Annotated in this window: 19 protein-coding genes; 10 read left to right on the forward strand and 9 right to left on the reverse strand. The window is 69.2% G+C overall.

Going from position 1 to position 23,032, the window contains the following annotated elements; all coding sequences use genetic code 11:
* Positions 1-27 precede the first annotated feature (27 nt).
* From AB0L97_RS21575 to AB0L97_RS21595, 5 genes are all read right to left on the reverse strand, one after another.
* Entirely contained in the window at positions 28-2,355 is a 2,328-nt protein-coding gene (locus AB0L97_RS21575) for a nitrate- and nitrite sensing domain-containing protein (protein ID WP_364432226.1), read from the reverse strand.
* A gap of 698 nt (positions 2,356-3,053) precedes the next feature.
* Complete coding sequence (locus AB0L97_RS21580) at positions 3,054-4,760, reverse strand: 3-deoxy-7-phosphoheptulonate synthase (RefSeq protein ID WP_364432229.1); 1,707 nt, start codon at positions 4,758-4,760, stop codon at positions 3,054-3,056.
* Positions 4,761-4,810: 50 nt separating this feature from the next.
* Positions 4,811-6,280 (reverse strand): NAD(P)/FAD-dependent oxidoreductase, encoded by a 1,470-nt coding sequence (locus tag AB0L97_RS21585; protein ID WP_364432232.1) that lies wholly within the window; start codon positions 6,278-6,280, stop codon positions 4,811-4,813.
* A 786-nt stretch (positions 6,281-7,066) separates the two neighbouring features.
* Positions 7,067-7,549, reverse strand: coding sequence for a nuclear transport factor 2 family protein (locus tag AB0L97_RS21590; protein WP_364432235.1), 483 nt, complete (start codon positions 7,547-7,549; stop codon positions 7,067-7,069).
* A 167-nt stretch (positions 7,550-7,716) separates the two neighbouring features.
* Entirely contained in the window at positions 7,717-8,373 is a 657-nt protein-coding gene (locus AB0L97_RS21595) for a TetR/AcrR family transcriptional regulator (protein WP_364432238.1), read from the reverse strand.
* Positions 8,374-8,545: 172 nt separating this feature from the next.
* On the opposite strand from AB0L97_RS21595, the gene AB0L97_RS21600 reads away from it, so the two are divergent.
* Entirely contained in the window at positions 8,546-9,037 is a 492-nt protein-coding gene (locus tag AB0L97_RS21600; protein ID WP_364432241.1) for a GyrI-like domain-containing protein, read from the forward strand.
* Between the two features lie 154 nt (positions 9,038-9,191).
* Here the strand turns inward: AB0L97_RS21600 and AB0L97_RS21605 are convergent, their stop codons facing one another.
* Together AB0L97_RS21605 and AB0L97_RS21610 are read right to left on the reverse strand one after the other, a co-directional pair.
* Complete coding sequence (locus AB0L97_RS21605) at positions 9,192-9,344, reverse strand: hypothetical protein (protein ID WP_355075209.1); 153 nt, start codon at positions 9,342-9,344, stop codon at positions 9,192-9,194.
* A gap of 192 nt (positions 9,345-9,536) precedes the next feature.
* Positions 9,537-10,145, reverse strand: coding sequence for a helix-turn-helix domain-containing protein (locus tag AB0L97_RS21610; RefSeq protein ID WP_364432245.1), 609 nt, complete (start codon positions 10,143-10,145; stop codon positions 9,537-9,539).
* Between the two features lie 55 nt (positions 10,146-10,200).
* Between AB0L97_RS21610 and AB0L97_RS21615 the strand changes: the two genes are divergently transcribed.
* Both AB0L97_RS21615 and AB0L97_RS21620 read left to right on the forward strand, forming a co-directional pair.
* Positions 10,201-13,386, forward strand: a complete 3,186-nt coding sequence (locus AB0L97_RS21615) for a carboxyl transferase domain-containing protein (RefSeq protein WP_364432402.1) — start codon at positions 10,201-10,203, stop codon at positions 13,384-13,386.
* Positions 13,387-13,569: 183 nt separating this feature from the next.
* Positions 13,570-13,692 (forward strand): hypothetical protein, encoded by a 123-nt coding sequence (locus AB0L97_RS21620; protein ID WP_364432248.1) that lies wholly within the window; start codon positions 13,570-13,572, stop codon positions 13,690-13,692.
* 54 nt (positions 13,693-13,746) lie between these two features.
* Here the strand turns inward: AB0L97_RS21620 and AB0L97_RS21625 are convergent, their stop codons facing one another.
* Entirely contained in the window at positions 13,747-14,922 is a 1,176-nt protein-coding gene (locus tag AB0L97_RS21625) for a serine hydrolase domain-containing protein (RefSeq protein ID WP_364432251.1), read from the reverse strand.
* A 155-nt stretch (positions 14,923-15,077) separates the two neighbouring features.
* On the opposite strand from AB0L97_RS21625, the gene AB0L97_RS21630 reads away from it, so the two are divergent.
* The 7 genes from AB0L97_RS21630 (at position 15,078) to AB0L97_RS21660 (ending at position 21,463) form a co-directional block, all read left to right on the forward strand.
* Positions 15,078-15,491, forward strand: a complete 414-nt coding sequence (locus AB0L97_RS21630) for a YciI family protein (RefSeq protein WP_355075219.1) — start codon at positions 15,078-15,080, stop codon at positions 15,489-15,491.
* A 2-nt stretch (positions 15,492-15,493) separates the two neighbouring features.
* Positions 15,494-16,735 (forward strand): DUF6596 domain-containing protein, encoded by a 1,242-nt coding sequence (locus AB0L97_RS21635; RefSeq protein WP_364432255.1) that lies wholly within the window; start codon positions 15,494-15,496, stop codon positions 16,733-16,735.
* Positions 16,736-16,815: 80 nt separating this feature from the next.
* Positions 16,816-17,460, forward strand: coding sequence for a pentapeptide repeat-containing protein (locus AB0L97_RS21640; protein WP_356965676.1), 645 nt, complete (start codon positions 16,816-16,818; stop codon positions 17,458-17,460).
* A 168-nt stretch (positions 17,461-17,628) separates the two neighbouring features.
* The gene (locus AB0L97_RS21645) at positions 17,629-18,669 is read left to right on the forward strand and encodes an AraC family transcriptional regulator (protein WP_364432259.1); all 1,041 of its coding nucleotides are present in this window, start codon (positions 17,629-17,631) and stop codon (positions 18,667-18,669) included.
* Positions 18,670-19,164: 495 nt separating this feature from the next.
* Entirely contained in the window at positions 19,165-19,986 is an 822-nt protein-coding gene (locus AB0L97_RS21650) for a protein phosphatase 2C domain-containing protein (protein ID WP_364432262.1), read from the forward strand.
* 35 nt (positions 19,987-20,021) lie between these two features.
* The gene (locus AB0L97_RS21655) at positions 20,022-20,882 is read left to right on the forward strand and encodes an SDR family oxidoreductase (protein WP_364432265.1); all 861 of its coding nucleotides are present in this window, start codon (positions 20,022-20,024) and stop codon (positions 20,880-20,882) included.
* A gap of 53 nt (positions 20,883-20,935) precedes the next feature.
* Positions 20,936-21,463 (forward strand): AAA family ATPase, encoded by a 528-nt coding sequence (locus tag AB0L97_RS21660; RefSeq protein ID WP_355075229.1) that lies wholly within the window; start codon positions 20,936-20,938, stop codon positions 21,461-21,463.
* A 16-nt stretch (positions 21,464-21,479) separates the two neighbouring features.
* On the opposite strand, the gene AB0L97_RS21665 is transcribed toward AB0L97_RS21660, so the two are convergent.
* Complete coding sequence (locus AB0L97_RS21665; RefSeq protein ID WP_356965686.1) at positions 21,480-22,985, reverse strand: FAD-dependent oxidoreductase; 1,506 nt, start codon at positions 22,983-22,985, stop codon at positions 21,480-21,482.
* Between the last annotated feature and the right edge of the window lie 47 nt (positions 22,986-23,032).

Below are 23,032 nucleotides of genomic sequence, written 5' to 3' on the forward strand. Positions count from 1 at the left end.
CGCCTTCTGCAGAGGGGGGATTGCGGACTAATCGAAGTCGGGACGCTTCCGGCGTCCCTGGCGGGTGCCGTTCTCGATGGCACTCATCAGATTGCGTGCTTCATCGGCGGTCCGCTGTCGTATCGGGGCGGCGGGCGCCGTCTGCTCCTGCTCCTGGGGAGATTGACGGCGGCGGCGTGGGAGCGGCGGCCTGGCGTCCGCGGCCGGACCGGGATCTGGTGTGGCCGCGGTGTCGAAGCCACGGTCGTCGCCGTGCGGGATCGGTGCCGGGGCCGGTCGCTCGGAGGCCGGGGTGAACCATGCCGATCGGCCCGGTACCGGCGCCGGTCGAGGCGGGAGGTCGTCCGGCGTCTGCGGCCGCACGGGTTCGATGGGGTCAGCGTCGCTCTGCTCGCGCGGCGAGGTCTCCGACCGCAGGAGTGCGCTCGGAATGAGCACCACCGCCCGCACGCCGCCGTAGGCCGACTCGCCCAGACGTACCGAAACACCGTGCCGGTGCGCCAATTTCGCGACGACGAACAATCCGAGCCTGGTGTCGCTGGACAAGGTCACCACACTGAAATCCGGTGGGTTGGACAGCAGTTCGTTGCGCGCGGCGAAGTCGGCCTCCGACATGCCCAAGCCCTGGTCGATGATCTCGACCGCGACGCCGCGCCCGACCACGACGCCGGACACCTCGACCCGCGCTTGCGGGGGTGAGAAGGCTGTCGCGTTGTCCATCAGCTCGGCCATCAGGTGGATCAGGTCGGCGACGGCGTTGCTCGACACCTGGAGTTCGGGCAGCCTGCCGGTCTGGATCCTGGCGTAGTCGAGACTTTCGGCGACGGCGGCGCGGACCAGATCGATCAGTGGAACCGGCTTGCGCCACCGTCTACCCGGCTTCTCGCCGCCGAGGATGATGAGGTTCTCGGCGTTGCGGCGGGCCCGCGTCGCCAGGTGGTCGAGCTGGAACAGCAGCTCGAGCTGGTCGGCGTTCTCCTCCTTGCGTTCGGCTTGGTCGAGCAGCGCCAACTGGCGGTGCACCACGACCTGGCTGCGATGGGCGATGTTGAGGAATACCGCGTTGACGCCCGTTCGCGTCTTCGCCTCGGCGACCGCGGCGGACACGGCCGCGACATGGGCGCGGTTGAAGGCGTCGGCCACCTGGCCCAATTCGTCGGAACCGAAATCCAGTCGGGCCAACTCGGCCTCGGAGTCGATGCTTTCGCCTCGGCCGAGCCTGCCCATGAGATCGGGCAGCTGCTGGTCCGCCAGTTCCAGTGTGTCGCGCCGCAATCGCCGCATTCGCCCGATGAAGCGATTGGCCATGATCAACGCCGCGAGGAAGGCGATGGTCGCGACCAACAGCACCCCCGCGCCACCGAGCATGGACCGCCGCGCGGTTTCATCGCCTCGCTCGCGCGCGATCTGGTGCGCGTCGCGGCTCTGGTCGTCCCAAAGCTTCAGCAGGGCCGCCGAGACCTGGCCGGAGGCCTCTTGCCAGGCCGCGACACCCATGGGCAACGACGACGTGGTCCTGGAGGCCGAGCGGCCGCTCTGGGTCCTACCGGTACCGGTGGACTCGTCGGAGTCGGAGCCCGCCTCCACCGGACCGCGCACCAGCACCGCGTCCTGCATCGCGACGAGCTTCTGATAGGCCGGTCCGGCGGTGATCTCCTGGAGTTGGGCGAGTCGCTTGTTCTTCAACACGCGGCCGGAGTAGGCGACCTCACTGCGGAATTCGCCTACCAACCGGCTGAATTCGGTCAATTGCGCGGGAGTGTTCTCGCCGACGGTCAGCGCCACCGCGCCCAGGGTGTCCGCCATCGACAGGGCTTCGGCCGCGCGTAGGGGCTCGACGCCGTAGTTCAGTTCCATGGCGATATCGGCTTCCGGCGCCACCCGTGCGGCGAGCGTCGACGCGGCGATGATCGTGCCGATGACCCCGCTGAAGACTTCGAAAACCTCGTGCGGCGCGGCCTGCCGGGTGTCGACCCCGCCGCGCAGCGTCGGAACCATCGCGAACAGCTTGTTGTAGCCCTCGATATCGGAGGCGGACCCGCCGGGATTCAGTTTGCGGGCGGCATCGCCTTTCGCCATCACCCCCGCCAGCGCCGCGTCCGAACGCTGGCGTGCGGCGGCGAGCCCGCGGGCGACTTCGGTGTCACCGGCCAGGGACAACAGCGACAGGCGACGCTCCTCCTGGAACGCCTGGACCATGAGGATGGCCGGTGCCGTCGTGCTGCTGGCCAGCTCCGCCCATTCCTTGGCCGCCTGGGCGGATCGCACCAGATAGCCGGCCGCGCCCACACCGATGATGAGTAGCGTGACGCTCGATATGAGCACGATCGCCAGCAGGCGTACCCGGACACTCACTCGACCACGGACATCACGCCGGCTCGACCGAACCACTCCCATAGCGGATTCGCGCAGCTCTGACCACTTGCTCACGGCTGGAAAATGCCTACCCTCTGACACGGCCCCGCCCGACCCGGGCGGCACCTCACCTGTACCCGTTCCGAAGAATAACGAAAGTGTAGCGGTTCGATCGCGAATCCCACGGATTCGCTTGGACCAACAAGTGAATCGAAATTATTCCGAAATTCGAGCACGCGAGCTCGGGTGCGCCGGGCTCCGCGCGTGATCGTCGACCGTAAACGCGCCCGGAAGGATTGCCACTCGGCGGTATAGCGTAGCCGATCCGCAGCTGCGAGAACCAGAGCGAACATCAATCTCTAACTTACCGATGGTTCTGGTCGTATATGGACAGCTCGTTCGATTCCTCAGCTGTCCGCCTGTGCGATATGGGTGATCGGTACCGTGTCATCGGACCAGACACCGAGAAGGGCAGCCCAATGTCCACGGAACCGGGTGATGATATAGCGCCCACTTCGATATCCGATTCCCGCTGCTGGCAATAAATCCGTCGCTCGATCGCCACACCGGCACTCGCCGCCGCGACCCGCGCTGTTCGTGCAAGCGTTGCGAAGTCCCGGAGCGCCGCCGGGTGCCCGGCGAACGATTCCAGCGTGGCTCTCGTTACCGGACCGTCGGCGCCGCGCCGGGAGTTCGTGTCATCGCGGTGACCAGGTGGCCCGCAGTTCGAGCGCGGCGATAACGCGATGAAGCGTTTCGACGGGGTCGGGGCCGCATTCGAGATGCAGGCCGCCGGGAACGGTGCCGGTCGTTCGGCACGTGTCGAAGAACGCGCGAATCACGTCGGCGACATCGTCGGCACCGAAGTCGCCGCCGCCGTGCGGCATGCGCGTGGACGGCATCGGATCGCACACCCAGCAGATCGGTGTGTCACACGCGGCGGCCGCGGCGAACAAGGACGGAAGCGTATCGAGGGTACGGGCGACGCCGAGTCGGGGGACCAGTGTGAGCCGCCCCGGCTCTTTCCGCGGATTCAATGTGCGACAGAGGAACTCGATGTCGTCCGGGGTAGTGGCGGGGCCGAGTGCTACCGCGACAGGGTTACCGGCATGGATGGCGACCCGCATTCGGTCGTGGGCGAGAGCCCCCGCCCGATCGTCGAGCCACAAAAGGTGTGCCGAGCGATCCCACCATCGTTCGTCGGGTCCCTGGCCGGGCGGGACGACCGGTTCGCGGGAGATGCGCAGCAGCGGTAGCCAATTGTGCAGTTCACTGGCGCCCGGCGGTGCGATCGCGGCGACGGGCAACAGCCCGCTCACCGCGCGGAGCAGGTCGCGTCGCACCGGATCGTGCGACCGGTCGGCGGCGCGGCGCAAAATGTTCACGCACAGCGTGATCGGCAAGCGGTCGGCGGGCCACTCGTCGAGCGCCGCGGCAGCGCGGAGGTCGCCGCGGTGTCGTCCGGGCGCTCGTTCGATGGTGACCGTCGCTGCTCCCAGCCCATGCGTCATGACCGCGGCCGCCGCGTACGTCAGTGCCCTGCGCGCGGCGACCGTTCTGGTGTCGTCGCCGGCAGAGGCGTCGTCGCGGCCACCGAGGTGCAGGACGAAACCATCTCCCCGTGCTGCTTTCGCCAAATCCGCTGTGAGAACCTCGCATTCGTGGGGTTGTACAGGCCCGGGCCGCGAATGCCGCAGGCGGATGGGTGGCGCTGCGGAGTCCGCACCCCGCTGTACGCTGCCCAGGAATTCGTGCGCCTCGAACAGTCGGCTCGCCACCAGGAACGACCCCGGCCGCGCGGGTTCCGGTTCGTCGGCCCAAGGCGGATCGGCGCCGGCCGTGGCGGCGTGGTCGGGTGGGATGACGTCCGGGTTGAACGACTCCCGGATGTAGCAGAGCGGCCGATCCCCGAGGGTCATGACGTATGCCCGTGCCGCGCAGAGGCGACCGTCCGGCCACCGGACCACGCCGGTCCGCAGGAGATGCCGCCGCTGGGATACGCCACGGGAGATGAGTCCGGTCCCGATCGGCACCCGCACATCGTCCATACCGGAAGCGGCCGCGCCCGCGCGCACCGCGACGACGTAATTGATGGATGCGGTGACCAAGTCGGCGTTGACCAGGCAGGAGCGGCGGACGATGACGCGATCGGAACCGGATACGCCCAGAGCGTCGGTGACCGTGGTCGGCAGCCGACCGGCCGCGATGTCGTCCTGACGCAATACCCGCACGTGCAGGTCGGTGCGAAGTATCGCCGCCAGCGCGGGGGTGGTGAATCCGTCACTCGCCAGCAGCATCCTGGTCAGCGGGTGGTCGAATCGCCCGATCTCGTCGTGGGTGCGCAATCCCGAACCACCGGGCGGGCGATCACCCGGTGGTTCGGGGCCGGTGTGCGTGATCGTCACGACCGGCTCCGTGCAGTGCCTGTCACGAGGAATCCGTGCCGGTACCGGCGCTAAAGGGTGGTGGCAGCCGTCGGTGGGAGAACGGGACGAGCCACGGCGGCGATCTCCGCTTCGGTCCGCGGCCGATCGGTGAGGCCGAGCACCGGCTCGGTCGTGATGCGCAACTGGCCGGTCGTCGTGTCCGCCAACGGGTCGCGCCAGTGATCCCACACGACGGACATGTCGAGGTGGCCCATGTACTCGAGGTTCGCCGACTCCGCGTGCAGGCCTTCGGCCGCGGAGATGATGGTCGCGGTCGCGGCGCGCTGTTGCACGCCCGAGGACTCGTCCATGTCGGTCAGGCCGGCCATGATCTCGGTGAACTGCGCCTGCTTCGTGTCGCCGCTGTGCCCGGTGGTCAAGGTGCCCGCGTGCGCGAAATACTCCTCCGAGCCCACATACTGCTCGTACATCCGCGACACCAGGACGAGGAATCGCGTGTAGGCCCGGCGATAGGCGTCCTCGTAGAAGGCCAGCGCGGCGGACTCGCTCAGTTCGCCGCGCAGGATCGTCGCGATCGCCGCCGCGGCGACCAGGCCGGAGTACGTCGCGAGATGCACGCCGCTGGACAACAGCGGATCGAGGAAGCAGGCCGCGTCGCCGACGACCACCCAGCCCGGACCGCTGAACCGGTCGGAGGTGTAGGAGTAGTCCTGCTCCGCCTTGACCTCCGCGACCTGCCGCGCACCGACGAGCAACTTGCTCATCGCCGCGCTGTCGGCGATGGTCTGTGCGTAGTACGCCTCTCGGCCGAGTTCGCGGAGTTTGGGAGCGGCTTTGCGCGCCGAGACGACATAGCCGACGCTGTGGCGGCCGTTCGAGAGCGGAATGTTCCAGAACCAGCCGCCCTCCGGCGTGGAGACGACGTTGATCGCGCCCTCCGGGCTGTCCGGATGTAGGTGTGCGCCTTCCCAATACGACCACACGGCGACGTTGCGGAAGGCGGGATGCTGCTGACGATCGACGACCTGGTGTTTGGCCAGCACGCCCGCGCGGCCGGAGGCGTCGACGAGAAAGTCGATCTCGGTGGTGTGCACTTCGTCGTCACCGTCGACGGTCCATTCCACGGCCGTCGGCCGGTCGCCGTCGAACAGGACGTTGGTGACCGTGGCCTGCTCGATCACCCGCGCACCCTGCTCTGCGGCGTTGCGCAGCAGCAGTTCGTCGAAGACGTCGCGCTGGACCTGCCAGGACCAGGCCTCGGCGTCCACGAGCTTGGACCAGTCCAGCAACCAGTTGTCGTCCTGCCACTGGAAGTGGCCACCTCGTTTGATCTGGAAGCCGTGGGCGGCCACCGCGTCGTAGGCGCCGGAGACGCGCAAGGTCGACAGGACCGAAGCCAACAGGCTCTCGCCGATGTGGTAACGCGGGAACTTATCTCGTTCCAGGAGGGTCACGCGGACCCCCGATTTCGCGAGCAGGGCTGCGGTGGTGGACCCGGCTGGGCCGCCACCGATGACCAGAACATGCGGATTGTCCATAGCGAACTCCCTGGAACTGCCGACAACGGATCGTGCGCCCGCCTCAGTGGTGGAAGGACTCCGGGCGAGCCGCGGTCTTCGACGCGTCCGAATCAAACTTTGCCACTGATTAGCTAAACTAACGGTGCACGGTTCGATTGTAGCAATTGATAGCCAAACCTCAATAGACACAGGCTATTTGGCAACCCCTGGTCTATCCGCCTGTGGGTTACTGGAGGGTTGCCAAAATGCCCGCAGGAGACCTTGCCGCTGGACTGTCGTCACTGGGCATGAGCTGCGATGCCGAAGATGGTGAACATCGCATCGTCTGTGGAAACCGTTGCGGGAGCGAGTGTTTCCCCAGCGCTATGCGGTCGCGGCGGGGAATGTGGAGGTCAGGGTAGGCGGCGATGACATAGGTCGTTCGGTCATCACCCCTCTTTCCCAACGGATCCAAGGATACGGCGGACCCTCGCGTTGCACGAGTCGTTCACCAAGAGTTACCGCGCTGGTGACCAGGTCTCCGCTTCGGCCAACTCCCGGCGACGGTCCAGGCGAGCGGATGACATTGTGGCGCGGCGGATTTGCCGACCCTTCTGACCTGCGCGGTAAAGAATTTCGCGGTGTCGGTGGTTGTGACACTCCGGTGGGCGAACTCGGTGGCGTGCGCCGAGCCGTCATCGCGGGGGCCGCGAACGGCGACACGACCGCCAAATCATCCAGGAACGGGCGTTCGCGATCACGGAAGTCGGTGTCGCGTCGCGTGAAAGCGGCGGAGTGCCGGGAAATGAGCGAGAAGGGGCGAGTTCAGGCAGGGCCGCGTCCGGCGGCGACCCGGCCCGCGACGGGCCGTACGTCGCGGTGGGATATCAGCCACTCGCCGTCGTATTTCTCGTATCTGTCCTGCACCAGGCCGATGGTGGTCCAGTCCGCGGGGCGGTTGGTGTCGGCGAATTCCCTGGTGGTGAACCAATGCCATACCGTGGCGTAGGCGGTGAGCAGCGGGCCGTCCTCGGTCCACTCGATGGTGGCCTGCCCGGCGACATGCGCCACCATGGCGCGCTGGGATTTCGGCGCGCGGCTCATGTACGCGGTGAACTCGTCGCGTCCGTGGAAGCGCACCACCGGGCCGGGCATGATCCGGTACTCGATCAGCGCGTCCGGTGTGAAACATTCGACGAAACGTTCGCTCTCCCCGGTGTCCGCGAGTCGGAAGAAGTGATAAAACGTGCGGTAGATCGCCCGCTCGGCTTCGATGGTCGCGAGCAGATCTTCGGGTGAGCCGGTCACGTCGGTCCTTTCCCGGCGACAAGGTATCGCGCGGCGAGTCGTACGGTGTCGAATTCGGCGGCAGCGGTACTTCGCAGGTGCGCTGCGGCTCTCGCCAGGTGCGGCGGACGCGGTGCGCTCCTGCGCGTCGACGGTGGAGGCGGTTTCCAAGCGGACGGCCTACGGGCTCAGGGGGTTTCCGTCGCTTCGTAGGCGCGCAAGAAGGTGTCGACCCCCGTCGTGGCGACCGCGCGCATCTCGGTGGTGGAGACCTTGCGGGTGCCCAGCCGTGAGCGGCCCTCCATCGGGCCGGTGATCAGCGCGAGGAACTGTTCCGCGGCGGTGGCCGGGTCGCACGCGCGCAAGCGGCCGGACAGCGACAGGCGCGCCAGCCGATCGGCCAGCGCATCGGCCAGTTGGTCGGACGTGCGGCTCACCACGATGTCGATCAGGTCGGGGAACTGGGCGACCTGCCCGTAGGTCAGACACCGCAGCGACCGGGATCGCTCGGAGCAGCAGACCCGGATCAGCCGGTACGCCAGGTCCTCCAGCGTGGCGCGCAAGTCGGGGCCGGGGTTGCGCAACCGGTCCACGACCGCCAGGTTCTCGGCCAGCACCGCGTCGCCCGCGGCCGCCAGCGTGTGCCGGAACAGGGTTTCCTTGTCGTTGAGGTGGTTGTAGATGGTCGGCTTGGCGACGCCTGCCGCCTCGGCGATCTCCTGCACACACGCCTGCGCGTAACCGCGGCGTGCGAAGACCGCGAACGCCGCGTCCAGGATCGCCTGCCGTTTGTCGATCCGCCCGCGCGAAGCCGCCTGTCCGGCTTGCGATGTCACTGCTGCCACTCCCGCAGTCTAGTACGCCGACGAATATCAAATTGAACCGGCTGGTACAAAGCTTCGCATGTTTCGGCTCGAGCCCGTGACCATGAGACCCGGCGCACGGCGGCACCGATGAGTTTCCGGCGGTCACGGCGTCGTTGGTGAGGGAGTATCCGCGACCTGATCAAGGAGAATCATGACCGACGACCTGGCTGCCGCCTCCACGGCCGATCCCGAATTGCTCGATGTCCCGGAGGTCACCACGGCGGTTATCCGTGACCGTGTCCCACCCGCGGGCTTGCGAGACTTCTTCGACCGGTCGTTCCGGATCCTGCCGGAGGTCGTCGCCGGACAAGGCGCGACGATCGAGGGGCCGGCATTCTGCGTGTATCGGGCGGAGTCCGATGCCACGCTGGATCTGGAGGTGGGGTTCGCGGTCGACCGGGGCCTGCGCCCGGAGCGCGACGTCAGGGCCGGTTGCCTGCCCGCGGGCCGCGTGGCGAGGATCGTGCACGCCGGTGGATTCGACGGCTTGGCTGCCGCCTGGGAACACCTGCGGGCCTGGATCGATGAGCAGGGACTGGCCGCGGAGCCGCTGCGGTGGGAGGTCTACCTGACCAAGCCCGCTCCGGACATGGACCCCACGGATCTGCGCACCGAGCTGAACTGGCCGGTAGCGCAGCGATGATCGAACCCGCGCCCGCCCGACGGCGCAGCCGACGAATTGTCGGCGGCAGCTTCGGCGGGACGGCGTCGAATCGAAGACCTCGCTTCGAACGCGTAACCAGCGGCGTCCCGGAATCTCACGACGCTGATCCTCGCGTCGGCCCGGCTTGGCGGCTTCACGTATCGGGGTCTTCGTCTCGGTCGGTGTTGGGCCCCGGGCCCGCCAGATTGCCGGAGTTCTCGGAGTGGCCTTCGAGAATGCCCTTTTCCCGCGCGTTCGATGTTTCGTGCGAGTCGTCCTTGTCGGTGGTGTCGTGGGGCTGATTCATGACTGCTTCTCCTCGGGAAAGTCGGGTGTCCAGTCCGGGTGGGGCTATCGCGAATCGGCCTACCCCTGGAGCTGCGCGGCAAACCGAGGGGAGCGCCCGGTCCAGCCATATTGGACGCGGCGCTCGACGGGTTCAATCGCGCTGTAAGTCAATTCAATGCGTGATGCACGGCTCTCGCGGTGCGGTGGCGGGCTACAGACCGAGCAGAGTTTCCGCGACCTTTCCCATGGCCTCGCGATACTCCGCACGGCTGGATTCGTCGGCGGTCCGACGCGCGAGGATGCCCGCGGTGAGGGTGTAGCCGATCGTTTCCGCGATCACCCGCGGCGTCGCCACCGGGGTGATGCGGCCCGCGTCGAGTTGACGCTGGAGATACCGGGTGAAGCGGCGGATCGGCCGTTCGGTGATCTCCTCGGACAGCGCCGCAACCTTGGGGTCCACGGACCCGCGCTCATCGATCAGGCGCAGCAGAGGTCCCGCCGCGGCGACCGCTGTGGCAAAGGATTCGATGGTGGCGCGCAACATATGCCGCGGATCTTCGTCCTCGATGCCCGGCTCCTGCGCGGCGAGGAAGTCGTCGCGCACCCGCTCGGCCAGCGCGAGGAAGATCTCCTCCTTGGAGGCGAAGTACACGTACATCGTCGCGCGGGAGACGCCGGCCTCGGCGGTGATGGCGGCGACGGTGGTGTTGTCGTAGCCGCGCTCGGCGAACACGCGGGTCGCGGCGTCGAGCAGATCGCGGTGCCGGGAGGTGTGCGAGCGCTCCCGCGCGGCGCGCACCGACCAGGTGGACTGGGTCACGCCGATATGGTGACCCATATTGACGTTGACGTCAATGTCAACGAGACTGGGCGGCATGCAGGTCGTCGTGGCGAACAGGGGAGAAGTAGCGGTCCGCGTGTTGCGCACCGCCCGGGAACGGGGTTGGCGAACCCTCGCGGTGCACACCGCCGAGGAACGAGACGCGCTGCACGTCCGTCTGGCCGACGATGCCGTGCCATTGCCCGGCGTGGGAGCCTCCGCCTACCTCGATGTCGCGGCCGTCGTCACGGCGGCGAGGAAGGCGGGCCCCGGCGCGTTGGTGCACCCAGGCTACGGATTCCTCAGCGAGAGCGCCGAATTCGCGAAGGCGTGCGCGGCGGCCGAACTCGTGTTCGTCGGTCCGTCGCCCGAAGCGCTCGACATCTTCGGCGACAAGACCGCGGCACGCGCGGCGGCCGAGCGCGCGGGTGTCCCGGTGATCCCGGCGAGCCCCCGCGGCGCGGACATCGCCGAGGTGCGGGCACTGCTCACCGCGCATCCCGACGGGGTGATGGTGAAGGCCGCGGCGGGCGGTGGCGGGCGCGGTATGCGTGCGGTGCGCGAGGCGACCCGCCTCCCGGAGGTGTTCGAACGCTGCCGCGCGGAGGCGTTGGCCGGATTCGGTGACGACGCGGTCTACGCGGAGGCGCTGATCACCGGCGCGCGGCACATCGAGGTTCAGATCGTCACCGACGGAGCCGTGGCGGCGGCGGTCGGCGACCGCGATTGCAGCGTGCAGCGCAGGCAGCAGAAACTGCTCGAGGTCGCGCCCGCCCCCGAATTGCCGGCCGGGTTGCGCGAGCGGTTGCATCGCTGGGCGGTCCGGCTCGCCGAATCCGTCGGCTGCCGCGGTGTCCTCACCGTCGAATTCCTGGCGCGCGGCGACGAGGCGTGGTTTCTCGAGGTCAACCCGCGGCTGCAGGTCGAGCACACCGTTACCGAAGCGGTTCTGGGAATCGATCTGGTGGCGGTGCAATGCGATCTCGCCCGCGGCGCCACGCTGGCCGATCTCGCGCTCCCCGATCCCGGTTCCGCGCGCGGTTACGCGGTGCAGGCGCGCCTGAACGCCGAAACCGTCACCGCGGGCGGCGACGTGCTGCCCGGCACCGGCACGCTGACCCGGTTCGCGCCACCGACCGGAGTCGGCGTACGGGTCGACACCGCCGCGTTCACCGGTATGCGGCAGGACGCGCGCTTCGACTCGTTACTGGCCAAGGTCATCGCCTGCGGACCGTCCTATCCGGCCGCGCTGCGCCGGTGCGCCGACGCGCTGGCCGAGACCGTCGTGACCGGGGTGGACACCAATATCGCCGTGCTGCGCGCGATCTTGACGGATCTGTCGGAGGGCCGCGTCGTGCCGACCACGTGGTTCGAGCGGAACGTCGACGAATTGGTCCGGCGGGCGGATGATTTCGCCGTCGTCGTGCCCGCTGCGCCCGACCGGGAAGAGAGCGCGGCCGCCGAAGTGACGCTGGACGGCGACGAGGAGGCGGTGCGGTCGCCCATGGGTGGCACGGTGGTCGCGCTCACCGAGCCCGGCGTCGTGGTCGCGGCGGGCGGCGAGGTCGCGGTGCTGGAAGCGATGAAGATGCAGCACGTGGTGCGCGCCGAGCAGGACCTGCGCGTGTGCCGCCACGTGGCGGCGATCGGCGCGGTCGTCGATTCGCACGCGCCGCTGCTGACCTTCGTCCCCGCCGAGCACGAGGGCGCGGTCATGGATCACACCGCGGTGGACCTGGATGCGGTGCGCGCCGACCTCGCCGAAGTCCACGCCCGCCGACGGGGAGTGCTCGACGAAGCACGGCCGGAGGCGGTCGCCAAACGCCATCGGCTCGGGCGGCGCACCGCCAGGGAGAACATCACCGACCTCGTCGACGCGGACAGCTTCGTGGAGTACGGCGCGCTCGCGGTGGCCGCCCAGCGCCTGCGTCGCAGTCCGGAGGACCTGATCGCGAACACGCCCGCGGACGGCCTGATCGCGGGCGTGGCCACCGTCGGCGCCGAGCGATTCGGTCCCGGCCGCTCGCGCGCGGTGGTGCTGTCCTACGACTACACGGTGCTGGCGGGCACCCAAGGGATGCGCAACCACGTCAAGACCGACCGCATGCTGGAACTCGCACGCGAACAACGGCTTCCGGTGATCTTCTTCACCGAGGGCGGCGGCGGCAGGCCGGGCGACACCGACTATCCCGGCATCTCCGGTCTGGACGTGACCACCTTCCGCGCGATGGGCGCACTCTCGGGCCGGGTTCCGCTGATCGGCATCGTGTCCGGACGCTGCTTCGCGGGCAACGCGGCGCTGCTCGGCATGTGCGATGTCGTGATCGCCACTCCCGACGCGAATATCGGCATGGGCGGCCCCGCCATGATCGAGGGCGGCGGCCTGGGCGTCTACGCCCCGGAGGACATCGGCCCCGTCGAGGTGCAGCGTCGCAACGGCGTCGTGCACATCGTGGCCGCGGACGAGGCGGAGGCGGTCGCCACCGCGCGGCGCTATCTCGCCTACTTCCAAGGCGACATCGAGGAATGGACCGCGCCGGACCCGCGGCTGGCGCGGCACGTGGTTCCGGAGAATCGGCTGCGTGCGTTCGATATTCGTGCCGCGATCGAGGCCGTCGCGGATGTCGGGTCGGTGCTGGAGCTGCGCCGCGACTGGGCGGCCGGGATCATTACCGCACTGATCCGGGTCGAGGGACGGCCGTTCGGTTTGATCGCCAACGACTGCCATCATCACGGCGGGGCGATCGATGCTCCGGCCGCCGACAAGCTCAGCATGTTCCTACGTCTGTGTGACGAGCACGGCTTGCCGATCGTCTCCTTCTGCGACACACCGGGCTTCATGGTGGGCCCCGACGCGGAGAAGGACGCCACGGTGACGAAGTTCAGCCGCCTGTTCATCGACTCCGCCGCGCTGTCGGTGCCGCTGGGCACCGTCATCGTGCGCAAGGGCTACGGTCTGGGCGCTCAGGCCATGGCGGCGGGCTCGTTTCGCGCTCCCCGGTTCGTCATCGCCTGGCCGACCGGCGAGATCGGCGGCATGGGCCTGGAGGGCGCGGTCCGCCTCGGGTTCGCGAAAGAGCTGGCCGCCATAGAGGATCCGGGCGAGCGGCAGCAGGCGTTCGACAACCTGGTCCAGCTCGCCTACGCCAACGGCAAGGCTCTCACCGCCGCCACCGTTCTGGAAGTCGACGACGTCATCGATCCGGCCGATACGCGCCGCTGGATCCGTACGCTGCGCTGACCGGTACGGCTGCCAGGGATCCGGCGCGACCCGCCACGCGCTTCGGGTCGAGATCATGATCCGCACGCGCGCCCTATCAGGCGCCGTGCCAGGACGGTCCGTCCTCACCGCGGGATCGAGGACCGGCGAGCCGGGCAACGCCCGCGACACATCCACGGCAGAGAGACCTGCCACGAGTTGACCGTGACCACCGATCCAGCGACCGGCGCGGCGCGGAGGCGCGTGGCACTCGGCGATGACGACGCGACGACCACGCGGATCGCCGACCAGCCGGACTCGTCGACGTGCACGTTGACCGTGCGCTGAACCGCCGCACCCGGTGACCGGGTGGGCCTGCGCGCGTCGCGGCGGAGCGAACGCTCAGCGCACGGTCGCGTGCGCGCCGTTCAGCGCGTCGACCAGGTTGCGGGCGCGCAGATCGAGCGCGCCTTCGACGATATGGTTGGTGACGTAGGCGAAGGCGAGACGGCGTTCGGGATCGGCGAACGCGAGACTGCCGCCGCGGCCCGGATGGCCGAACGAGGCGGCTCCGCCCAGTGGCAGTTCCGCGGTGGGCAGCATGTACCCCGAGGCATAACGGCCGGGCAGCATCAGGACGTGATCGGTGCCCGCGACCTGTTCCCGGCTGGCAGCGGCGAGAGTGTCGGCGGTGAGCAGGCGCGTGCCCTCGACCTCGCCGACGAGTGCCGCGTACAGACGCGCCAGGCCGCGGGCGGTGCCGATGCCGTTGCTCGCTGGCAGTTCCGCGGCTTGGACGGCCGGTGAATTGAAGTCGATGTCCGCCGGGTCGGTGATCTGGAAGGCCCGATTGACCAGGGCCTGCGGATCACGCATCGCCGCGAGCAGCGGACGCAGCGACTCGGGAACGGCGTCCTCGGGCACCGCGGTCAAGTCGGGCGCGGGCGCGAATACCAAGCGGCTGACCCGGGCCTGCTCGGACGGTGGCAGGCCGATGAAGAAGTCGATATCGAGCGGACCCGCGATCTCCTCGGCGAGAAACCGGCCGGGCGTGCGACCGGACACGCGGCGGATCACTTCGCCGACCAGCCAGCCGTAGGTGCGCCCGTGATACCCGAACGCGGTGCCGGGGGGCCAATTCGGCGCTTGCGCGGCCAGTGCGTCCACCATCGGCGTCCAGGCCAGTGCGTCACCCAGTTCGACGGGCTTGTCCAGCGCCGCAAGGCCCGCTTGGTGCGTCAGCAGCCAGCGCACCGGGATGTCGGCCTTACCCGCCGCCGCGAATTCCGGCCAGTAGCGTGCCACCGGAGCGTCGAGATCGAGTTCGCCCCGTTGCGCGAGCAGGTGCGCGATGGTGGCGACGACGCCTTTCGTCGCCGAATAGACCAGCTGCAAGGTGTCGCGCTGCCACGGTCGCCCGGTATCGGGATCGGCCGTTCCGCCCCACAGATCGACCACCGGCCGCCCGTCCAGGTACACGCAGACCGCGGCGCCGACGTCGCCCTGCTCGGTGAAATCGGCCGCGAACGCCTCCCGCACGGCCTCGTAGCCGGCGGCGGCCGTTCCCTCGATGATCATGCGGGACAGCATGGCACGACGCGGCCGAGCAGAGCATCCGGCCTGGTGACCACCATCGAGAAGTTTTTTCCACCGCGATGTCCGAGAATGGTCAGCGGCTCCGACGTTCCAGACGAGCGGCGCCACCGGGGCGCCGACGACCCAGAGGAATCGCCATGAAATACATGATCCTGAGCTACGCCTCGCAGCGGGACTATGACGGCATGGTCGGTAAGGACACGGGCAAGCCCGCGTGGACGGCCGAGGAATTCGCGGCACTGACCCAGTTCATGACCGAGCTCAACAAGAAGCTCGAGGAATCGGGCGAACTCGTGGAGACCCGCGGACTGGCGGAGCCGGTACACACCAGGCGGCTGGGCATCAAGGACGGAAAGCCGTTCGTCACCGACGGCCCCTACGCCGAGACCCAGGAAGTGCTCGCGGGATTCTGGATCGTGGAATGCGAGAGCTTCGACCGCGCCACCGAGATCGCGGCCGAACTCAACAAGTGCCCAGCTCCCGCGCACGTGCTCCAATCGGTCTACGCCGATGTGCGCCCGATCGCCGAAGCCGCTCCCGAATTCGGCTGACCATGCCCGATCCAGTGGCGACGGACCTGCTGCGCCCGTTGGCGCCGCAGGTCCTCGCCGCGCTCGTGCGCAAGTACGGGCACTTCGACACCGCGGAGGACGCGGTGCAGGAGGCGTTGCTCGCCGCGGCGACGCAGTGGCCCGCCGACGGTGTCCCGGCCAAACCGCTGGCCTGGCTGATCACCGTCGCCTCGCGCAGGCTCACCGATCTGCTGCGGGCCGAGCAGGCCCGCAGGCAACGCGAACAGACCGTGGCCCGCTGGGCGCTGCCGGAGGACTGGCTGACGCCGCCCGCCGACCGGCAGCCCAGCGACGCCGACGACACCCTGATCCTGCTGTTCCTGTGCTGTCACCCCGCGCTGTCGCCGTCCTCCCAGGTCGCGCTCACGCTGCGCGCGGTCGGCGGCCTCACCACCGCGGAGATCGGCCGGTGCTTCCTGGTTCCGGAACCGACCATGGCGAAACGCGTCGGCCGGGCGAAGCGCACTATCGCACGCAGCGGCGTGCCGTTCGCCCCGCCGTCCGCGGCCGACCGCGCCGACCGGCTGGCCGCCGTGCTACACGTGCTGTATCTGATCTTCACCGAGGGCTACGCCGCCACCTCCGGCCCGCAACTGCATCGGGTCGAGTTGTCGGCCGAGGCGATCCGGCTCACCCGCCTCGTGCACCGCTTGCTGCCCGAGGACGACGAAGTGGCGGGACTGCTGGCGCTGATGCTGCTCACCGACGCCCGTCGTGCCGCACGCACCGGCCCCGGCGGCGAGCTGATCCCGATGGAGGAGCAGGACCGTAGCCGATGGGACGCGGGCACGATCGCCGAGGGAATCGCACTGATCACCGCCGCACTACCACGGGGGATTCCGGGGCCGTATCAGTTGCAAGCCGCGATCGCCGCACTGCACGACGAGGCGCCCAGCTACGCCGCGACGGACTGGCCGCAGATCGCCCTGCTCTACGAACGCCTGCTGGCGGCGGCCGACAATCCGATCGTCGCGCTGAACCACGCGGTCGCGGTGGCGATGGCAGTGGGACCTGCGGCGGGGCTGAAGCTGGCCGACGATCTCGGCGAGCGTCTCGCCGGCGACCACCGATTGCCCGCCGTGCGCGGACACCTGCTGGAGATGCTCGGCGACATCGCCGGCGCCCGCGGGGCGTATCTGGCCGCCGCGGAGCGGACAACGAGTATTCCGCAGCAGCGCTACCTGCTGTCGCGCGCGGCCCGGCTGGAGTCGAGCGGCGACTGATCTCGATCAGCGGCCGAACTTGTCGTTGCGCACCGGAATACTCGTCGCCGACCGATCTTCGTGACGAACTGGAGGAGTGCATGGCGCGCGAACTCGACGACCTGCCCTACGCGCGGTATCTCACCGCCTTGGACGGGGACCTCGAAGCGGAGGGCGACTACGACTGCGTCCGGGTCGACGGCGGTGCGCTGGACGACATCGATGTGTCGCACGCGCGCTTCAACGAGTCGGCGTTCAGCTCGAACACCTTCACCCGCGGCACGCTGCGCTACAGCCGGTTCACCGATGTGTGGCTGCGCCACGTCCGCTGGGTCGGCACCGAATTGGCCGACACGGCGTGGCTGGACAGTGAGGTGGTGGCGGGCGCGATGTCCGGTGTCGACTTCGCGGGGGCGAACCTGCGGCGGGTGCGATTCGAAGGGTGCAAGTTCGACTCGGTGAACTTTCGCCGGGCCCAATTGCGCGAGGTGACCTTCACCGACTGCGTGCTGCGCGATTGTGACTTCGCCGAGGCCGCGCTGACCGAGATCACAGTGCCCGGCTCGGCGCTCGTCCGGCTCTCGCTGCGCAACGCTCGCGTGGTGAAAGCGGACCTGCGCGGCGCGACGGCACTCGATGTCGCCGACGGGCTCGACAGCCTGCGCGGGGCCACGATCAGCAGTCCGCAGCTGATGGATCTCGCGCCCGCCTTCGCGCGTTCCATCGGTATCACCGTCCGGGATTGATGGCGCCGAACTCACGCGACACCGGACACGGCTACCGTTCCGGCGACGAAAACAGCTGGCTGCCAGCGGCTGCCGTGACGACATTTCGGCGAACCGCCGATGCGCACGACACCCGATTGATACATTGCGCCGATACCGCGCAGTACCGCTTCATCGAGGACGCGAGTCATGGTCGATCCGGATTCCCTCCGCAGCACCGCAGGCGTGCGTGCGCTCGTACGCATCGCCGGAGAGCGGGGCATGGCGCCCGCCGAGTGCCTGGCCGGTACCACGCTGGCGCCCGCCGATCTGGGCGACCCCTCCGCCGAGATCACCGCGCAGGACGAACTGCTGGTGGTGCAGACGGTGCTCGGCCGGTTCGGCGACGAGCCGGGACTCGGTCTCGCGGCGGCGGTCCGGCGCGATGTGCGGTCGCGCTGGCCGTGGGGTCTCGCGCTGCTGGGCAGCCGGACGCTGCGTGAGCTGATCGAGGTGGGGTCGCGCTACATCGGTCGCACAGTGCCGTTCGGGCGACTGGCCATCGAGGAAGCCGACGGCGAAGCGCGGCTGGTGTTCGACGACGCCGACATCCCGCCCGAGATGCGGGCGTTCTTCGCCGAAGCGGCCCTGGCCGGATTGCCCGCTTTCGATCGTGAATTGTTCGCCGTGGGCGTCCCGGTGCGGCGGGTCGGTTTCCGGCACGCCGGTCCGCGCGACCTCGAGCGGTACCGCGACGTCTTCGGTGTGGCGCCGGTTTTCGGTGCGCCGACGAGCGCGGTGGTCTTCGACCGCGGTGTGCTGGACCGGCCGCTGCCACCGGCGAACGCCGCCGCGCGGGACAACTGCGGACAACTGTGCCGCGACCTGCTGGACCGGCGCCGGTCACGGACCGGCGTCGCGGCGTCGGTGCGCGACCGCCTCGTTCGCACTCCGGGTGAGATCCCCGATCAGGCGACAGTCGCTCTCGGGCTGTTCATGAGCTCGCGCACCCTGTCGCGGCGGCTGAACGAGGAGGGCACCTCGTTCCGGGCGCTGCTGGACGAGGTACGCCAGACCATGTCGGAGGTGCTGCTCGCGCACACCGACATGACCACCGAACAGGTCGCCGCGCGACTGGGCTATGCGGAGGCGGCGTCCTTCATCCGGGCCTTCCGCCGTTGGCAGGGCTGTCCTCCGCAGACGTTTCGCACGCGGGGGCGGCGGTCGCATCGGTCGCCCGAGCTGGTCTGAGCGACGAGCGGCTGCCCTCGTGCGGATCATCCGGCGCGGGGTGCCATCTCTCGCGGGTGCGGGCAGACCGTCGGCTATCGTGCTGCCGGGCAGCGGGCAGGGAGATCCGGCACCGGGATCCAGACCCGGAACACTCCCGTACTATCGCGATCGGAGTCGGCCTGCCGGGGAGATGAAGGAGGAGGGTGTGGAAGTTCGCACCAGCAATACGCCACTGTGGTTACGGTTGGGCCAACGACTTCCGGAGCATGGCGCGCCCGCCGGCCGCGGCACTGTCGGCAGGGGAGCCGTCCGATGAACGATGAAGGTGCCGACCTACGCTGCGCCGGATGCTCGGCTGTCGGACTCGACGGCCTACGGTGCGGGTCCTGCGGTCGGGAACTCGGTTATCGATACATAGCGCTGCCCGGTCCCGACGCGACGTCGTGCGCCGATTGCGGAGGCGACCACTTCTACGCCGACGGGCGCTGTGCGCGGTGCGGCCGGTCGCGACCGGTGGCGGATCGCTTCGACACCGATCTGGGCGCGGTGGCGGTGCTCACCGATCGCGGCATCGTCCATGCGCGCAACGAGGACGCCGTCGCGGCCGGGGTGCTGGAAGGCGTGGTGCCGGAAACGGACGCGTCGGTCGTGATCGCGGTCAGTGACGGCGTGTCGACTTCGTCCCGGCCGCAGGTGGCCTCCGGTGCGGCGGTCCGGGCCGGTGTCGGCGCGACCGCCGCCGCGCTCGCGGCCGGACAGCCCGCGACCGAGGCGATCATGGCCGGGTTGGCGGCCGCGGTGCAGGCGGTCCGCGACGTGGACGTTCCCGATGGTCCCGCACCCTCGTGCACGTATGTGTCCGCCATCGTCGCCCACCACGGCTCGGAAACCGAGATCACCGTGGCGAACGTCGGTGACAGCCGCGCCTATTGGCTGCCGACCCAGCGCGACGAGCAGGCCCAGCGCTTGACCGTCGACGACTCGTGGGCACAGGCACTGGTCGACGCGGGTGCGATGGACGAGCGCGCGGCGATGGCCGATCCCCGGGCGCACACGCTGATCCGCTGGCTCGGCGCGGACAGTCCGCCGAAGCCGTGGGCGGACAATTGTGTTCGGACGGTGCGCGTCTCGGGGCCCGGTGTGCTGCTGCTGTGCTCCGACGGGCTGTGGAACTACTCGCCCGCGCCCGCCACGCTGGCCGACCAGGTGGCAGCGAAGGCGCCCGCGGAGGCTGCCCGCGCGCTCGCGGAGTTCGCGTTGCGTTGCGGTGGCGGCGACAACATCACGGTCGCGCTCGCGCCGGTTCCGTGGGAGAGCCGTTCGCCTGTTCCATAGACAGTGGTGTTCATGGTTGCGTATGGTCATCGACTATGACGAAGTTCGCCGGCAAAACCTGTCTGATCACCGGCGCGGCCAGCGGTCTCGGTCGCAGCACGGCGCTCGCGGCGGCGACCGAAGGCGCTTCGCTCGTGCTGACCGATATCGCCGCTGACGGCCTCGCGCGGACCGCGGCCGACGCGCGCGCCGCGGGCGCGACCGTCCACGTCGCCGAGGCGGCCGATGTCAGTGACTACGACCAGGTCGTGGCGCTGGCGGCCCAGGTGCACGATGTGGTCGGCAGCGTCGACATCGTCATGAACGTGGCCGGTATCGCCACGTGGGGGACCGTGGACCGGCTGACGCACGATCAGTGGCGGCGCACTGTCGACATCGACCTCATGGGCCCGATCCACGTGATCGAAGCGTTCGTCCCGCCGATGATCGCGGCCGGACGCGGCGGTCACGTGGTGAACGTGTCCTCGGCGGCCGGTCTGTTCGGCCTGCCGTGGCACGCGCCGTACAGCGCGGGCAAGTTCGGCCTGCGCGGAGTGTCGGAGGTGCTGCGCTTCGACTTGGCACGCCACCGCATCGGCGTGAGCTTGGTGTGTCCGGGCGCCATGGCCACGCCGATGGTCGACAGCGTCGACATCGCGGGCGTCGATCGCACGGCCGAAGCGGTGCAGCGGGGCATGGCGCTGTTCATGCGGCACGCGGTCACCCCGGAGGCGGCGGCGCGCTCGATCGTGCGTGGTGTCGAGCGCAACCGCTACCTCGTGTTCACCTCGCCCGACATTCGCGTGGGCTTCTGGGCACAGCGGTATTTCCCGCCCGCGTACAACGCCGCGATGCGCGGATTGAATTGGGCGATGAACCGCTATGTCGAGCAGAAGGCAGGCGCTCGGGCGAACTGAGCGCGGCGGGGTCGCCGTAGCCGGTCGTGGCGGGGCGCGCCATGATCGTCGTCATGGCATCGGCTGTCTATCTGATCACCGGCATCCAGGCCGCGGGCAAATCCACCGTCGCCCAGGCGCTGGCCGAGCGGCTGCCGCGCTCGGCGCACGTGCGCGGGGACGCCTTCCGCCGGTTCGTGGTGAACGGGCGTGCCGAGATGACCGCGGACCCCTCGCCCGAGGCGCTGGCCCAGTTGCGGCTACGGCACAGCCTGGCTGCGGCGACGGCCGACTCCTATGCCGATGCCGGGTTCACGGCTGTGCTGCAGGATGTCTTCCTCGGTGAATTCCTGCCCTGGACGGCGGATCTGATCGTCACGCGACCGCTGTATGTCGTCGTGCTCGCGCCGCGCACCGAAGTGGTCTTGGCGCGTGAGGCCGGACGCGGAAAAGACGCCTACGACGAATTCACCGTCGCGGGGCTGGACAGGGTGTTGCGCGAGACCACTCCTCGGATCGGGCTCTGGCTGGACACGTCGGATCTCACGGTCGAGCAGACGGTCGATCGAATCCTCGCCGATGCCAGGCCGCTGACGGACTGAGCAGCCCGTCGCCGGTTCACCGGGTGTCGCGCGGCTCGTGCAGGGGAGTGAGCGAGCTGGTGGCCGGGCCCTCGAGCAGCGTGCCGTCCGCGGCGAAACGCGAGCCGTGCAGCGGACAGTCCCAAGTGCGTTCGGCGTCGTTCCAGTTGACGATGCCGTAGAGATGCGGGCACACCGCCGAGACCCGGTTGGTGACGCCGTCCACCGTGCACACCGCCGTCGGGTGCAGGCCCTCGCGCAGGACCATGCCGCAGTCTTCGGCTGGAGCGTCGCCGTCGTGGTGGGTCGCGACCCGCAGCCAGCCCGCGGAGAGTTTCTGTGCCACGGCGCCGTTGATCTTCGTCGCCGCGGGCAGTGCCTTGAGCTCGTCCGGACGCCAGCTCGCCAGCGCGCCCGCCCATCGAGGTGCCGCCCCGGTGAAGCGTCCGGCCAGCGCGATCGCCGCGGCGACCCCGTTGGTCAAACCCCACTTGGCGTAGCCGGTGGCCAGCTGAATGTCGTTCTGCCCCGGTAGCAACGGACCCACATAGGGAAGCTCTCCGATGGGGGAGTAGTCCTGAGCCGACCAGCGGTGCGTCAGCTCGGCGCCCGGGAACCAGGTGTGCGCCCAGTTCACCAGATCCTCCACTTTCTCCCGGGTCGATCCGCCGCGGCCGACGACATGACCGTTGCCGCCGACCAGCAGAAGCTCGCCGTCCGGTCCCTGCGCGCGGCGCAGGGAGCGAGTCGGGCTGCCCGCGCTGATGTACATATCGCGCGGAGCCGGTCGGTCCAGGCGGAAGGCCGTCAGATAGGAGCGTTGCGGAGTGAGGCGGGCGAAGAATCCGCCACGATCGAGGATGGGCGTCCCCGTGGCCAGCACCACCCGGCCCGCGCCGAGGTCGCCGTGTTCGGTGGAGACGACGAGATCACCGCCGCCACCGTGATGTACGCCGCGCACGAGGGTGGATTCGTAGATCGGCGCGCCGTGTGACTCCACGTCGGCCGCGAGCGCGGCCAACAGGGCCATCGGATCGAGTTGGGCCTGATCGGCCAAGCGCACCGCGCCGCGCGCGGGAAAGTCGACGTCCAGCTCGCGTAACAGCTCGGTGGGCAGGCCCGCCTTCTGCGTCGCGGCGTATTCCGCTCGCACGGCCGACATTTCGTCGTCGTTCTGCGCGTAGGTCAAGGCTGCTGCCCGCTCGACGGTCACGCCGTGCGCGGCACAGTACTCCAAGAGCCATTCCTGCCCTTCGCGATTGGCCGCCACATAGTCGCGCAGGACGTTGTCGGAATGGTGCCGGGCGATCTGCTGCGCACGCGTCCCCTGCAGCAGGCTGACCTTACCCGTGGTGGCCCCGGTGGTGCCCGCACCGACGCGTCTTCCTTCGACCACGGCCACTTCCACGCCGTTCTCGACCAGCAGCAGGGCGGTCACCAGTCCGGTGAGCCCGCCGCCGATCACCACCGTGTCGAAGCGCGATCCCGGCGTCAACCGCAACCGCGCCGGCACCTGCGCGCCGTGCAACCATAGGGACGTCATATGCCCGAGATAGCCGGTCTCGACGGGGCGAAACGCCCGTGCGGATT

Source organism: Nocardia sp. NPDC051911 (genome assembly GCF_040681035.1).
Classification (GTDB): Bacteria; Actinomycetota; Actinomycetes; order Mycobacteriales; family Mycobacteriaceae; genus Nocardia; species Nocardia sichangensis.

What these genes read in the sequence shown, in the direction of transcription:
- AB0L97_RS21585 (WP_364432232.1), bottom strand. Translation starts at nt 6,280, where the DNA reads ATGGACAATCCGCATGTTCTGGTCATCGGTGGCGGCCCAGCCGGGTCC.
- AB0L97_RS21600 (WP_364432241.1), top strand. Translation starts at nt 8,546, where the DNA reads ATGACCGACGACCTGGCTGCCGCCTCCACGGCCGATCCCGAATTGCTC.
- AB0L97_RS21605 (WP_355075209.1), bottom strand. Translation starts at nt 9,344, where the DNA reads ATGAATCAGCCCCACGACACCACCGACAAGGACGACTCGCACGAAACA.
- AB0L97_RS21615 (WP_364432402.1), top strand. Translation starts at nt 10,201, where the DNA reads ATGCAGGTCGTCGTGGCGAACAGGGGAGAAGTAGCGGTCCGCGTGTTG.
- AB0L97_RS21625 (WP_364432251.1), bottom strand. Translation starts at nt 14,922, where the DNA reads ATGATCATCGAGGGAACGGCCGCCGCCGGCTACGAGGCCGTGCGGGAG.
- AB0L97_RS21630 (WP_355075219.1), top strand. Translation starts at nt 15,078, where the DNA reads ATGAAATACATGATCCTGAGCTACGCCTCGCAGCGGGACTATGACGGC.
- AB0L97_RS21635 (WP_364432255.1), top strand. Translation starts at nt 15,494, where the DNA reads ATGCCCGATCCAGTGGCGACGGACCTGCTGCGCCCGTTGGCGCCGCAG.
- AB0L97_RS21640 (WP_356965676.1), top strand. Translation starts at nt 16,816, where the DNA reads ATGGCGCGCGAACTCGACGACCTGCCCTACGCGCGGTATCTCACCGCC.
- AB0L97_RS21645 (WP_364432259.1), top strand. Translation starts at nt 17,629, where the DNA reads ATGGTCGATCCGGATTCCCTCCGCAGCACCGCAGGCGTGCGTGCGCTC.
- AB0L97_RS21655 (WP_364432265.1), top strand. Translation starts at nt 20,022, where the DNA reads ATGACGAAGTTCGCCGGCAAAACCTGTCTGATCACCGGCGCGGCCAGC.
- AB0L97_RS21660 (WP_355075229.1), top strand. Translation starts at nt 20,936, where the DNA reads ATGGCATCGGCTGTCTATCTGATCACCGGCATCCAGGCCGCGGGCAAA.
- AB0L97_RS21665 (WP_356965686.1), bottom strand. Translation starts at nt 22,985, where the DNA reads ATGACGTCCCTATGGTTGCACGGCGCGCAGGTGCCGGCGCGGTTGCGG.